This is a genomic window from Mesonia aestuariivivens (assembly GCF_019311235.1).
GTDB classification, from domain to species: Bacteria; Bacteroidota; Bacteroidia; order Flavobacteriales; family Flavobacteriaceae; genus Mesonia; species Mesonia aestuariivivens.
The window spans coordinates 159,632-174,449 of record NZ_JAHWDF010000001.1 but is presented as its reverse complement, the minus strand read 5'-3'; the positions used below and the strand labels follow the sequence as shown (position 1 = coordinate 174,449).

Sequence of the window (14,818 nt, the reverse complement as noted above, 5' to 3'; positions counted from 1 at the left end):
TAGAGCCTAGAGAATAGACTGAGTTAAAGGTCTAGCATCTAGATGCTAAAAGCAAAGCTACCTAAAATCTAAAATAATATGGGAATAGAAGAATTTGATGTTTTTGTAATTGGGACCGGAACTGCCGGAAAAGGCGTAGCTAAAGATTGTGCCGAAGCCGGTTGGAAAGTTGCCATTGCCGATAATCGTGAATATGGTGGCACTTGCCCCAATCGGGGTTGCGACCCTAAAAAAGTTTTGGTAGGAATTACAGAAATTATCGAACGTTCTCAAAATTTAATGGGTTTAGGGATTTCTAAAATGCCTGAAGTAAGCTGGGAAGATTTACAGAAATTCAAGTATAAATTTACTGGGGCTATTCCTGCAGCGACCGAAAAAGATTTGGCAGCACTCGATATAAAAATGTATCATCAATCTCCTAAATTTTTAGATAAAAACACTTTATCTGTAGAAGGGAAAACGGTAAAAGCAAAAAAGATCGTCATTGCTACTGGAAATAAACCAATGCCTCTTCCTATTCCTGGGAAAGAATTATTACTAACTAGTGATGATTTTTTAGATTTAGAAAAACTTCCAACATCAATGATTTTTATTGGTGCTGGTTATATTGGGATGGAGTTCGCACACATTGCTGCTCGTCTTGGCGTTGAAGTAACTATGATAGATACTCAACCACGCCCATTATCTAATTTTGATGAAGATATGGTGGCTCATCTTACCGAAGCTTCCGAAGCTATTGGTATTAAATTTATTTTCAACGCCAAAGCCTCTAAAGTAGAAAAACTTAGAAAATATACAGAAGTAACGGCTGAACTGAAAAACGGAGATAAAGTTTCAGCAAAAGCAGAGTTGGTATTTAATACTGCTGGGCGTGTACCTTCAATAGATGAGTTAGATCTTGAAAAAGGAAATGTTGCTTACACCAATAAAGGGATTACAGTAAACGAACATTTACAGAATTCAACCAATAAAGATGTTTACGCCTGTGGCGATGTTTCTAACAGTGAAGGTTTGCCGCTAACGCCTCTCTCTTCGCAAGAATCTCGCGTCGTTTCAACTAACCTCTTAGGAAAATATAATAAAACCGAAGCTCATTATCCTCCACAACCTTCAGTGGTTTTTACGTTGCCGAATGTAGCTTCCGTAGGGCTTTCAGAACAACAAGTAAATGAACAAGGTTTAGATTATGTAATTAAGTATAAATCTGTACCTAGCTGGTTTAATTCTAAGCGAATTGCCAATCAACACTACGCCTTTAAAGTTATTAAAGACAAAAAAACAGAGAAAATTCTTGGTGCTCATCTAGTTGGTCCCGATGCCGGAGAAATGATTAATATGTTTGTCATGGCAATGGGTGGCGATCTTTCTTGCCAAGATCTTAAATCAATGATTTTCGCTTACCCAACTTGGAGTAACGATATTAAGGGTATGACTTAAATTTATATTTTAGACCGCTTCGCTATTAGATTTGAGAAGTTAGATTTTTTAAAATTTAGTCATTCTGAACTTGATTCAGAATCTCATAATCCTAATGAAAGTCTTGGATCAAATTCTGTAGATTCATTTTAGTTTATAGCTTCTATTCTCTAATAGCCTAACGGTATAATTTCAATTTTCTAACAGCGCTAGCAGTTTAAACCTTAACTATGCTGCTTTTACCTGTTTCGTTATTTCCTGAATTTGACTTTCGCAACTTAACAAATCAGTTGAAAATTGTTTGTTACTTATAAGACCTTCAAAATATAATTGATTGTAATATGCGATTCCATCTTCCAAATTCTGGCTAAACTTATCGAACTTTTTAGCTTCTCTTTTATTAGAAAAATCTGTACTATCCAACAACTCTCTTAGGTGATTAATATACAATTGCAATTCTTTAATAAACATATGCGGACGATAACCACTCAATACATTTTTTCGTCCATAAATATGATCTATTAATTCTTTCAATGAATATTTATCGTTAAAATAAGCCAAATTAGGACCAGGACAAACCGTAACAAAATCCATTTTCTTTACAAATTGAAAATCGTAATTTTTCGCTACACTATTACATAAACCAGTGCACAAACATTCTTTTTGAATCAATAAATCTATTTCTTTTGCTTTTGCTTCTTCTGGTAAATCTGAATGCTGAATTTGTTGCATTTTCAGTTTTTGGTATTTATGAGAAGCGGTACAAATAGGTTCTGTAGTAAACTCAGTATTAGATTGCAAAAGTTTCTCTGGGCAAGAACTTCCTGGTCTATTTCTAAGTAGATTTTTTCTTCTAAATTCTTCTCCACTTGCGCCTTTTAAATAATTGAAACGCACCCCTAACGGCGAGCTATGGCTTAGTACAATATCTTTTTCTTTAGCTTTTTGCAGCTTCCCTAACGTTTGTTCATCTACTTGGGTCGCTTCGGGACACAATAAAAATGGCGATCCCCAGCCCGTAGCATCTGCTTCGTAGTAACCTTTTAATAAATTATCTTCATCAAAAGTACCAATACCACCTTGAACGGTAATTTTTATTTCGGGTAACTCGGTAATTTCAATTTCTTCAGCTAAAGAGTTTCGATACAATGACGCTAACTCTGCCGATAATTCTTCTTTTTTCTGTTTGAATTCTTCCATAATTGGACCTAACAAAAATCCATCAGTAGCAAAGGCGTGGCCGCCACAATTTAACCCAGATTCAATTCTAAATTCACTTACCCAAATTCCTCTTTTCGCCAAGTATTTTCCTTGGATTAAAGCCGAACGGTAATCACTTACTTTAATAGCAATTGCCTTTTTAAAGTTTCCGTTATTGTCTGGTTGAAAGCTATCAAAAGACGATAAATAATTGAATAATCTAGGATTCATTCCTGCAGAAAAAACTAAGGTTGAATTTTCTAAATTACTTTCTGCATAGCCTTTTAATGCCTGTAAAGCATCAGAGCCATTTTCTATAGGCTCTTTATTTTCATCTAGTTGCTCGCGATCTACTTTCGTCATAATATTAACTTCAATAGCGCCAGCTTTAACTTCATTTCTAAGTTGAGCTTCTAAAGTTTCTTTAGCTGATGAACTTTCTTCTAAGTTTAGAAAATGAAGGTATTTTTGTTTCAATTCAGAAACTTCAGGAAGTAAATCAAAATATTTTGTAATTTCTGAAGTACTCGTAAACGCAGCGGTTTTCACTTCTTCTACTTTCTTTTTTACTTCAGCTCCAATTAAATTCAGATAATCGGTAATTCGCTTTGCTCGAAAATTCACAGTATCTTTTGTGATGGGAGTATACTCTTGATGATTAAGCTTGTAATAATAAGCACGCATCTTTTCGATAAGATGATCTTCTATTATTGAAATAGATGAATTGATTCCGTAATGTGCCACCTTTGCAGGCGTGTCTATGGTATATGCGATGCCCATTACCGGTATATGAAATTGGTGCGGAGACAATGAGTTTTTCATTTGTATAAATTTTAATCTCCAAAGATGAATAGCTCATACGATTTAAAATATGATATATATCAGGTTTACGTAGTAAGTAGAATTGAGTATAGAGAATTTAGACCGCTTCGCTTTTAGAATATAGAAACTAGACAAAATATTCAGGAATCAATTTTAAAAAAGTTGAATTTCGAATGTCTATTTTCTATATTCTACTCTATAGTTTCTAAAATCTCAATACTAATTACTTATTCATCATCCTGTAAAACGGACTTTGCTTTCGATTCATAAAACCGTGATATGCGCAATTGATTCCGATTAAAATTGATCCGCCTAAAGCTATATTAGCGATTAAGGTTTCTTGACCGTTATGACGCATATAAATTGCAACTAAAGCCCAAATTCCCACTGCTGCGAATTCACGCATATTGCGAGTGTAAATCATAACAATGTTTAAAACTGTAGCGACAATAATCATAATGACCGTCCATTGTGTTTCAGAAAAAATGCCGCCACTCCAGCCTATTTTAGCCAAGTAAGCCGAAATATTAGCAATGGTCGCTACCGCAATCCAACCCGAATACAAACAAATTGGCCACCAACTAAAAGCAATTATTTTTAAGGGCGCATCCCAGCGTTCCATATTGGTATTCAAAATAATTTTAATAAGCGAAAACAAAATTAAAAACATCAAAAAAATTGATAAACCCGTGTATTCATATAACCAAACAATTACCCAAGCAGCATTTGCAAGATTGGCGATAATAAACCAGTATTTAGTTTGTTGAAGAAATTTGAGATCGTTCTTCGAATTAAAAGCCTGATAAATTTGATAACTAGAAAACGTAAGCAATCCTAAATAAATAATTCCCCAAATAACAAAAGCATAACCAGCAGGCGTAAATAAATTAAAATATTCGCTGCTTAGGCTTCCCATTGTGTTTCCGTTTAATTTTATGGCCTGAGTATAATAACTCACAAAAAGTGTGATAACTACGGAAATAAAATTTAGGATGGCAAGTAGTTTCAGTTTCATAATTTTCTTATTAATATTTTTTCACTTCAAGTTAATCTAAAATTTAATGATCCTATTGATTTCGCTTTGATGAGAATCTGAAACGAGTTCAGTGTGATTCGATTTAATTGTCTATTTGAATTTATTAAACATCTAAACAAACCAACATTAGGAAGAGGTTAAAGTTTAATTTACTTGAATTACCTTAGCATTAGCACAAACATACACTTCATCTTGTTTTTCCGGTTTCATCACAAAACAGCCTGTAAATTCGCCAAAAGCAGGTAAAATTAACTGATTTTCACTACGGAAAAAACATTTCAGTTTTAAATGTTGTTTCGCTAAACCTACTAAATGATAACCAGGATGTATATGCCCGCAAATATTAAAACTACCTTCTTGCTCTTCTGGATGATGTGTTAGACGAAATTTATCAATGAGAAGTTCTTGATGAATTTTCATCCCTAAATCCTCATAATGAATAGGTGAAATAATATCGTGATTACCGGCAATTAATATAACTTCGGCTTTTTGTTGTTGTAGCCAGTGCTCAAATAAATTCCATTCTGCATTTAACACACTATGAAATAAATCGCCTAAAAAAATAACTTTTTCAGGCTGAAATTGTTCTACCGATTCATTTAAACGATCAAAGTTTTTCTGAATCGCTAAATGAGGGACAGCGCTCCCGTGTTTTCTAAAATGAGAAATCTTACCCAAGTGAACATCTGCAATAAGCAAGGTTTGTTGCTCTTCCCAAAAGGCTACTCCGCTACAGGAAAGTTGAAAATGATTATTTTTAATCGTAATCGTATACAATTACTCAGCTTCTTTAAATTCTATTTCTTGTTTGGTTTTAGGGATTGCAGCCAAATAATAAGGTTGAGTCATTACACTGGTTGCCATACCTTCTGGATGTGATTTTTTAATCGTAAAATATACAATTCCGTTTTGGGTGTAAGTTTCACCGATTTCAATTTTATGTCCGCCAGTGGTACGTTGTTGATCAATTATAGCGATTACGTTATGCTCGTCGAAATCTATTTTTGATGCTTGTTCTTTCTTAATAACTTCATTGGTTGAATTTACTCTGGCTATAAATTCTTTCCATTCCGTTTCGTTGGTTATAATCGTGTTTTGTTGGGTTAAACCTTCACTGCCGCTTCCATATAAGTTTCCTTCAGAAATTACTTTAGGTGCCATATGCTGCATATCTTTTGCTGAATTACAACTGAACATAAATACTGCTAAACAGATATAAATTAAATTTTTCATAAGTATATTTTTTCAATGTGCTAAGATAGAGAATTGAAGAATGATGTGTATTGTTCTTAACATGCTTTTTGCGTTAGGGATAGCAGTGAAAATCCCGCAATACGTTGTAGCGATAGCGAAAACTTATGAGGAATTGAAACGAATAGCCCGACCCGCAGGGAAACGCCCAAATTATTTAATTTAGAATTGCCTCTACAAGTTTTATTTTTCGAGTTGTTTGAGCATTCGCTGTATACGATCTTCTAATTTTTCTGAAGATAATTTCTCTCGCAATCTATCGGTAATGATTGGAAATGAAAATGGCGTTGGTTTTTGGCAAGCTTTCCAAATAATTTCTTGGGTATGAATACGCTCCAAAGCTTGTCTTAATCTTCCTTCTTCCAACTGGTGCTCGAAAGTTTCTCTAAACGCTTGCTGAAACAACAAATTATCATCTTCATAATCTCTAAATACATCGAACAGTAATTGAGAGCTTGATTGCAAGTGCTTATTCTTAACCAATTTATTTGGGTAGCCTGTAAATACTAATCCGGCAATTACAGCAATATCTCGAAACTTTCTACGTGCCATTTCGGTTGCGTTTAAACTTTTGTAGAGATCGTCCATCAAAAATTCTGAAGAAAACAAATTGTTATCTAGTACTTGTTGCATATCAATTTCTTGATCAGAAAGCAGCTCAAAACCATAATCGTTAAAAGCTATGCTGAAAGAAATTGGCGATAATAAACTGATGCGGTAAGCCAACAAACTCCCTAAAGCCTCGTGCACAAACCGACCTTCAAACGGATAGAATATCTCGTGATAACCTTCTCGTGTTTTAAAGGTTTCTATAAGAAATTGATCTTGCTTCGGAATAATCGATTCTAATTGCTGACGTTCTAAAATTGGCTGAAGCGCTTCCATTTCTGGACTTCTCTTTTTTGAGTTTGAACCCACGCTTTCTGCGGCTTCGTACAATTCTTCCCGCAGCAGTTCACTCATTTGAGCTGAAAAGGCCATTCTGCCGCCCATCCAACTTGGGACTTTTGCCGTTTTCTTTTTCGATTTTCGCACCAGGACTTGCATCCCTTTAATGCGAGAAAGTTCTAAATTTCTTCCTGCAAAGGTAAAGACATCACCAGGAGTTAATTTAGAGACAAAATATTCTTCAATCGCACCTATAAACCCACCTTTTATATATTTTACAGTGAGCATCGCATCACTAACAATGGTACCAATTTGCAACCGATGACGCATCGCTACGCCACGATGGTTGACCTTAAATTTACCATCTTCTTCAATCTCTACTTTTTTATATTCATCATAACTTTGTAAACTCTGGCTCCCTTTGGTAATAAAATTTAAACACCAACGCCATTCATCTTCGGTTAAATCTTGAAAGCAAAATGTAGATTTAATTTCTGGATATATTTCTTTTGGATAAAAACCATCTGAAACAGCTAAAGTTGTTAAATACTGCACCAACACATCAAAACTCTGTAAATACGGAATCCGATCTTCTACCGCTTTTTTCTCTACGGCTTTTTGCAATGCTGAAGCTTCAATTAACTCGATCGCGTGCGTAGGTAAAAAGTAAATTCGACTGGCTTTTCCCGGCTGGTGACCACTGCGCCCGGCCCGTTGTAAAAATCGAGCTACTCCTTTTGGACCGCCAATCTGAATAATCGTTTCAACAGGAGCAAAATCTACACCCAAATCTAAGCTTGAAGTACAAATTACCGCCTTTAAACTTTCATTTCTAATGGCTTGTTCTACCCAAAGTCGAGTTTCTTTATTAATACTTCCGTGATGCATAGCTACTTCACCCGCGAATTCTGGATATTTGTTCATTAATTTCTGAAACCATAGCTCACACTGCGATCGTGTATTAGTGAAGATTAAAGTGGTTTTGGAATTATTGATAATAGGAACGACCTCATCTAATAAGTGTAATCCCAAATGACCACGCCAAGGAAATTTTTCCATCGACTGCGGAATAATCGATTTTACTTCTATTTGCTTTTGAATATTCGCTTTAATTAAGGTTGAATTTTGAAGCGCTTTGCTTTCGGCTCCCAATAAAACTTCTTGTGCTTGAGGAAGATTACCAATTGTAGCTGAAATTCCCCAAATTTTTAAATTGTCGGAAACTGTTTTTAATCGAGAAAGTGCGAGTTCAGTTTGTACACCTCGTTTACTTCCTAATAATTCGTGCCACTCATCTGCCACAATTGCATTGAGGTTTTTGAACATCTTAGGGTAGTTTTTAGAAGAAAGTAATAAATGTAAACTCTCTGGAGTTGTGATTAACAAATCTGGCATCGACTTTTTTTGAGCTGCGCGTTCTTTCTGCGAAGTATCACCTGTACGAATACCTACAGTTAATCCCGATTGTGTCTCTTCTGCAAAACGAGTGGCGGCTTGAGCGATTTCTACGGAAAGTGCCCGAAGCGGAGTGATCCAAATAGCTTTTAAGCCTTTTTCGTGTTTGGTTTTATAATCCGGATTTTTCTTTAAATATTCTAACACAATTGGCACCCAAAGCGCGTAGGTTTTACCACTTCCGGTAGGCGCGTTTAGGAGTCCGTTTTTTCCTTTTAAATAATCATTCCACGTTTTTTTTTGAAAAGGAAAAGGCTTCCAGCCTTGATTGGAAAACCAATGATCTGCAATTGCTAAAAGCTCTTTTTTATTCATAAAAATTACTTCGGAATTAAAGCTTTCAAATCTTCTAAGGTATTCGCTTCTTCAATTTTTTTGTCCTGTCGCCAACGTAAAATTCTAGGAAATCGAGTAGCCACTCCACTTTTATGTCTACCAGATTCAGCAATACCTTCAAAAGCGATTTCGAATACGTGATGCGGCGTAACACTACGCACAGGCCCAAAACGCTCTAAAGTGTTTTTCTTTATCCACGCGTCTACTTTTCTAAATTCGGCATCGGTTAATCCAGAGTAAGCTTTAGCAAACGTGACGAGCTCTTCTTTCTCTTCGTCCCATAGCCCAAACGTATAATCTGTAAATAGATTACTTCGTCTTCCGTGACCGCGCATCGCATAAGTTAAAACCGCATCTATGGTGAGCGGATCTACTTTCCATTTCCACCAATCGCCTTTTTTTCTACCTACCAAATAGGGAGAATCCCAACGCTTCAACATTAATCCTTCAGATTTTACTTCTCTAGAGCGCTCTCTTTCTTTTGCAGCTTCTTCCCAATTCTCAAATGAAATCGTAGTCGATAAGTGCAACGGTATTTCTTCTGAAGCAACATTAATAAATAGTTTTTCTAAAATCTCGCGACGTTTTTGATAAGGTTTTTCTCGAATATCTTCTCCTTCCCACTCTAACAAATCGTAAGCTTTTAAAATAACTGGTGTTTTTTCTAATAATTTATTGGTAATGTTTTTACGACCAATTCTGGTTTGTAAATCTTTAAATGTTCCAATATCATTGTTTGGGAAAGGCAATATCTCTCCATCGATTACAGTCCCATCAGGAATGTGACCGATAATCTTTTCGAACTCTGGGTATTTTTCGGTCACCAATTCTTCTCCGCGACTCCACACAAATAACTCTCCGTTTCTAATAATTACTTGCGAACGGATGCCGTCCCACTTATGTTCTGCAGCCCATTCTTTTACGTCTCCCAAACCTTGCGGCTCATCTTCAATCGCATAAGCTAAATAAAACGGATAAGGTTTAGATAGGTAATCTTCTGGTTTTTCTTCAAGGACTAAATTGGTGAATGTAGTGGTGGCAGGATCCCAATTTCCCATCAGTTTATAGGCGAGAATATCTTCATCCATCTCGGTTGCCTTAGAGAGAGCTCGCGTCATTAATTTTTGACTTACTCCGATTCTAAAACTACCAGTAATGAGTTTGGTAAATACAAAACGTTCGTAATAATTTAAGCTAAACCAATTCTCGTATAAATATTCTTTTTTCTCTTCTTCTGATCGAGGTTTTAATTCGATAATCTCTTGTAGAAACTGATTTAGACTTTTTTCTGAAGAATTTTCTGAAGGTGGAATTACCAGTGCAATCGTTTCGGCTAAATCACCTACAATATGGTAAGATTCTTCAAATAGCCATAGTGGAATTTTTGAAAATTTTGAAGCCCATTCTCGCATTAAGGTAGTATTTACAGGTCTTGGTGGTCTACGATGTGAAAGAATAGCAATGGTCCACACTTTATCTTTATCGCTAGCAGTTTTAAAATAATGCGAAAGCGCTTCCACTTTGAGTGTAGTTTTGTTGGTGCTATCTAAGGTTCGTATGAGTTCTGCAAACTGCTTCATTTAGCTTTCCTGTTTTTCTTTACTACTCTCTTCTGCGTTTTCTTCTTCGTATTGCGTTTGTTCAGTTCTAGCATCGTAACCTTGTTCCGCTAGAAAACGGGAAAAAATATCGGTATAGCCGTGCGTACAAATAATCTTTTCTGCTCCTGTAGCTTTTATAGAAGTGAGTAAACCTTGCCAATCGCAATGATCGGAAAGCACAAAGCCCTTGTCTATAGCTCTACGTCTTCTTGCGCCACGAAATGTCATCCAGCCACTGGCAGAAGCAGTCACGTAAGGTACCATCTTCTTGATCCACGGCTTACCATGAGTGCTAGGTGGTGCGATTACAATATTTCCCTTAATATCTTCCTTTTTGGTATCTCTCGTAATTTTTTCGGTGGGAGGTAAATCGACCAATTCTCGAACAACTTCTGTCATATTCTCGACGGCGCCGTGTGTAAAAATTTTACCAATAGAAGTGTCTAAATGTTTTAGCAAGCGTTGTGCTTTACCTAAGGAATATCCAAACAAGACTGAAGTTCTACCGTCGTCTTGATTCTGCTGCCACCAATTATTAATGTCATTAAAAACTAAATCTTGAGGCACCCATTTAAAAGCGGGTAACCCAAAAGTACATTCGGTGATAAATGTGTGGCATTTCACGACTTCATAAGGCACGGCAATACCGTCGTTTTCGGTTTTATAATCGCCTGTAAATACCCAAACTTCACCTTTATGTTCTACTCGGATTTGTGCCGAACCAATAATATGACCAGCGGGATGCAATGAAAATTTAACTCCGTTAATCGTAAACGTCTCATTCCACGCTTTACCGGTTACCGTAATGTCACCTAAGCGATATTTGATGATAGGCACATTTGTGTGATGCGTAATGTATTGCTGATGCCCCCAACGAGAATGGTCTGCATGCCCGTGAGAAATGATAGCTTTTTTTACTGGTTTCCACGGATCGAGGTAAACATCGGCGGCTTCACAGTAAATTCCTTTTTGATTAAAAGCGAGTAAAGGTGTTTTCATAGCTTGAAGGTAGTAAAAAGCATTATCAGATTTAAAAAACTATATAAATCTTAGCGGAATTTTAAGAGGTGTTTGCGTGAGGGATGGAGGCTCTGTTGGAGCTCTTTTTGTTTTGTTTCTAGCGTAAGCTAAATATAACAAAACAAAAAAGCGACTGCCGAGAGCCCGGCCCGTAGGGACACGCCCTTATAAATTGTATATTTAAAGTTTTAAAAATAACATAAAATGCAACCTAAAATTATAACTACTCGACCAATGACCTTAGTTGGTTTGAAAACTGAAATGAACTTCAGCAAAAACAAAACGGTTGAATTATGGCAAACGTTTATGTCTAAAAAACATTTGGTGAACGCTAAAAATAGTGGCTTGTTTTCTGTTGAAGTTTATCCTGATGTGAGTTTTTTTGAAGTATTTAATCCCACTAAAAGTTTTGAAAAATGGGCTGCTGTTGAAATTGAGGTTAACCAAAATTTCCCTAAAGAAATGAAGCTATTAGAAATAGCAGCTGGCTTGTATGCTAAATTTAACTACAGAGGAAAGCCTAGTGATGTGCCTACATTTTACAGTGAAATTTTCAGCGAATGGTTCCCTAATTCTGAATATAAGTTAGCGAGTTGTCCTCATTTTGCGATTATGGGCGAAAAATATAAAGGAGAACATCGTGATTCTGAAGAAGAAATTTTTATTCCTATAGAAAGAAAAGCTTAAAAGAGTTGATGCAAAATATCTAACGATCTTGGTTTTTTGAAACCGTGCAAATGCAATTCAAAATAGAGAATAAGCATTTCTAAAAAACTTTTTCTCCTAGACTGATTGAGTTTTATGCTTGAAGCTTCATCAAAATTCACCAACAAGAATTGTTTGAGTAATTCTGAATTTTCATTTTGAATACAATATTTATTAGTATCGTCTAATTGATATTCACCATCGAGTAAATTAAAATAAGGCAAATCTTGATCGTATTGATGAGGATAAAAACCTAAAAATGAACTTAGTTTTACCATAAATAACAAATGAAAATTGGCAAACTTTTTATTCTTATCTAACCAAAGAAACGCATTCTCTAAATACTGATAAAGGGCTTCATTTTGTTCTTCTTCTTGAATCGCTTGATTTAAAACTTCAGCTAAAAACATCGCTATTGAAGATTTATAAACGTTGGTCGTTAAATCTTGATAAGGCGGATTCACTTTGGCTTCTCGAATATTTTCTAAAGTGCCTTTATCTTTATGATTGGCTTCTACCTCTAAAAGTGTAAGGGGTTGAAACATAGAAGCACGAAGTTTACCTTTCTTCGATTTTAATACCCCGCGAATGAGATAAGATTTGAGTCCGCTACTTTTGGTAAAAGCTTTAACAATAAGATCTGCTTCGCGATACCGAAGGGAATGAATAATAATGGCTTGGGTGTTAATGAGCATTATCTTATCACCATAATTTTAGTAACCTTAGTTTGTAACTGATCATCTGAGGTGATGAGCACCATATAAACCCCAGAAGCAACTTTATATTTACCGAAAGCGCGTGTATCCCACTGAATACTACCTCCCTGAGAAACTTCTTCGTAAACTAAATTACCTTCTATATCGGTGATTTTTACATTGGCATTTTCCATTAGACCATCAATGGTGACCATGCCTGAATAATTTGGACGAACTGGATTGGGGAATGCTCGTACTTTATCAAATGTTTCTTGAGAGGCTGTGGCGCTGCCTTTAAAAACAACAATTCCTTTTTCTGTACCTATATAGACTTCGCCTGAAGAATCATCTACTTCAATATCATTTACATTATTGGAAGGAATTGGAGAATTAGCCGTTGTAAACTGATAAATGGTTTCTTGCCCGTTAGCAGATAAATAAAAAGCCCCGCTTTCTGTGGCTATCCACTTGTTATTATTTCCATCTACTTCAATATCTGTTATACTTACATTGGCTAGTAATTCTTGAGCCACCCCATCTTCATCTAAAATAATGATTTCTTGCGCTGCTACATTGTTGTCTGTAAACATTGAATTAGGATTGAACAATACCCGAAGACCACGCACAGTACCTATCCAAAGTTGATTGTTATTATCTAAAGCTAACGTTTTTATATAATTTTCGGGGAGATTGCCATCAGCTTCTCCGCCGCTCACCTTTGCAAATGTTTGCGTAGAAGTTTCAAAACCCACGACTCCATCCTCAGAACTACCTATAAAAAGATTTCCTGAATTATTTCCTACTATTTTTGTCAAACCTAAGGTAGCTGGGGGATTAGAAATAATATTTGAAATATCATAAACCTGAATCGTTGTAGAGTTATTTTTTAATTTTGCCAGTCCCCCATCAGATTTTGAATTAGCGATCCAAAGGTCATTATTACTATCAAATGTGGTTCCGTCGATTCTTAAATCACCAGACCCTGGATCAAACGATTCTAAATTACTATTACTTTCTCTATAAAAATTAATTACTTGATGATCTTGTAATTCTACTAAGCCATCTATAAAAGAGCTCAGAAAAACGTGTTTATGATCAGTAGGATCTATAGTGACCTCTACTATAGATCTAGCATGTTGTAAATGTTCAACAGATAAATTAATCCATTCATCATTTATCAAATGACTCACACCTCTACTGTTTAATGGATAAGGATTCAATAACGAAGAATACTCTCCAAATGTGATCCAAAGTTCATTAGGAATGGTTTCCATATTAAATGCATTATTAAGTAATGGGCCTTGCGGACTTACATAGTTAAATGCATTTGGTGTATTTATTGAAGTATAAATTAATCCTAACGATTGATCGCCTATAAAAATTTGATTGTTAATAAGCACTGCTGAAGAGAAATTAGGAGAAAACTCAAATGAATTGATATTTAAAGTACGGTTAAATTGATTATTATAAGCTTCTACTTTATATTTATAAGTTACCAACAGTGTGGTTGAAGTTACTGCTAAATTGGTAACATTTCCATTAAATTGAGTAACAAAGCTTAATGAATTATTTTGAAGTTCTGCAATAGCATTAGCATTACTAACAGCATAAATCTTATCATTAAATTCTATTATATTTTTTATATTCTCAGCACCAGAAGTTTGCTGCCATTGGCTAAAATCGATAAGATTAGGATTGTCTAAAGAAGCATACCTCACGCTTCCTCCTTGTGTTGCAGCATAAATGGTATTATTATTTATTATAAGCTGGCGCACTTCTAATTGGCTACCTGTATCTCCAATAAAATAAGTGTCACCAAACTCTAAATTGGAAAGGCTATAAACCGAAATACCATAGTTAGTAGATATAAAGAGTTGATTTTCTATTTCAAAAAAATCATTAATCCTTCTTTTATTGGGTGAAACAGTTTGCTTTTCTGTAATATCAATCACTTGCAATGCTTTGCCTGTACGATAATTATATACATTAATTAATCCCGTTTCATAACCTACGACTAACAAATTATAATTAGTTGAATAGTGAATTGCTGAAATATTTTCACCTGAAATTCCATTAATTGTAGAATATTTATTGAGTTCTTTTGAAGCTACATTATAAGAGAACACCGAATTTTTAGCTGCTGCAAAAACTCGATTTCCTGAGGTGTGTACATCTACTATATTGTAGTAAGAGAATAAACCTTCCCAGTTTGAAGAGTAATCTTGTGACCAAGATAAGATTGGCAAGAAGAGACACACCAATAATGTATAAATATATTTCATAAAAAAGAGTCTAGTAAGAATAACCCTATATAGTAGTAATTATTGCAACAATAGTTCACAAATATATCTGAATAAAGCGCATAAAAAAAGCTACAAGTAAAACCTGTAGCT

The 14,818-nt window shown here is 35.3% G+C and carries 11 protein-coding genes; 2 read left to right on the top strand and 9 right to left on the bottom strand.

The genetic code is table 11. From position 1 onward, the window contains the following. The first annotated feature begins 78 nt into the window (after window positions 1-78). Window positions 79-1,437, top strand: coding sequence for a dihydrolipoyl dehydrogenase family protein (locus tag KW502_RS00680; protein WP_219038601.1), 1,359 nt, complete (start codon window positions 79-81; stop codon window positions 1,435-1,437). Window positions 1,438-1,644: 207 nt separating this feature from the next. Here KW502_RS00680 and KW502_RS00675 read toward each other — a convergent pair whose 3' ends face one another. The 7 genes from KW502_RS00675 to KW502_RS00645 form a co-directional block, all read right to left on the bottom strand. Further along, the gene (locus tag KW502_RS00675) at window positions 1,645-3,438 is read right to left on the bottom strand and encodes a hypothetical protein (RefSeq protein WP_219038600.1); all 1,794 of its coding nucleotides are present in this window, start codon (window positions 3,436-3,438) and stop codon (window positions 1,645-1,647) included. A gap of 223 nt (window positions 3,439-3,661) precedes the next feature. Continuing rightward, window positions 3,662-4,453, bottom strand: a complete 792-nt coding sequence (locus tag KW502_RS00670) for a TspO-related membrane protein (RefSeq protein ID WP_219038599.1) — start codon at window positions 4,451-4,453, stop codon at window positions 3,662-3,664. Window positions 4,454-4,618: 165 nt separating this feature from the next. Further along, the gene (gene pdeM / locus KW502_RS00665; RefSeq protein ID WP_219038598.1) at window positions 4,619-5,251 is read right to left on the bottom strand and encodes a ligase-associated DNA damage response endonuclease PdeM; all 633 of its coding nucleotides are present in this window, start codon (window positions 5,249-5,251) and stop codon (window positions 4,619-4,621) included. Next, window positions 5,252-5,707: a protease complex subunit PrcB family protein gene (locus KW502_RS00660; RefSeq protein WP_219038597.1), complete on the bottom strand. Its 456-nt coding sequence runs from the start codon at window positions 5,705-5,707 to the stop codon at window positions 5,252-5,254. A gap of 201 nt (window positions 5,708-5,908) precedes the next feature. Continuing rightward, window positions 5,909-8,383 carry a ligase-associated DNA damage response DEXH box helicase gene (locus tag KW502_RS00655; RefSeq protein ID WP_219038596.1) on the bottom strand — a complete coding sequence of 825 codons (2,475 nt, stop codon included), beginning with the start codon at window positions 8,381-8,383 and terminating at the stop codon, window positions 5,909-5,911. 5 nt (window positions 8,384-8,388) lie between these two features. Beyond that, window positions 8,389-9,984, bottom strand: a complete 1,596-nt coding sequence (locus tag KW502_RS00650) for an ATP-dependent DNA ligase (protein ID WP_219038595.1) — start codon at window positions 9,982-9,984, stop codon at window positions 8,389-8,391. Continuing rightward, window positions 9,985-11,004, bottom strand: a complete 1,020-nt coding sequence (locus KW502_RS00645; protein ID WP_219038594.1) for a ligase-associated DNA damage response exonuclease — start codon at window positions 11,002-11,004, stop codon at window positions 9,985-9,987. Between the two features lie 225 nt (window positions 11,005-11,229). On the opposite strand from KW502_RS00645, the gene KW502_RS00640 reads away from it, so the two are divergent. Continuing rightward, entirely contained in the window at window positions 11,230-11,712 is a 483-nt protein-coding gene (locus tag KW502_RS00640) for a GyrI-like domain-containing protein (protein WP_219038593.1), read from the top strand. On the opposite strand, the gene recO is transcribed toward KW502_RS00640, so the two are convergent. Then, window positions 11,709-12,425 carry a DNA repair protein RecO gene (gene recO / locus KW502_RS00635; protein WP_219038592.1) on the bottom strand — a complete coding sequence of 239 codons (717 nt, stop codon included), beginning with the start codon at window positions 12,423-12,425 and terminating at the stop codon, window positions 11,709-11,711. The genes KW502_RS00640 and recO overlap by 4 nt on opposite strands. Then, the gene (porZ, locus tag KW502_RS00630) at window positions 12,425-14,707 is read right to left on the bottom strand and encodes a type IX secretion system anionic LPS delivery protein PorZ (RefSeq protein ID WP_219038591.1); all 2,283 of its coding nucleotides are present in this window, start codon (window positions 14,705-14,707) and stop codon (window positions 12,425-12,427) included. The genes recO and porZ overlap by 1 nt, the downstream gene beginning before the upstream one ends. Window positions 14,708-14,818: the final 111 nt, after the last annotated feature.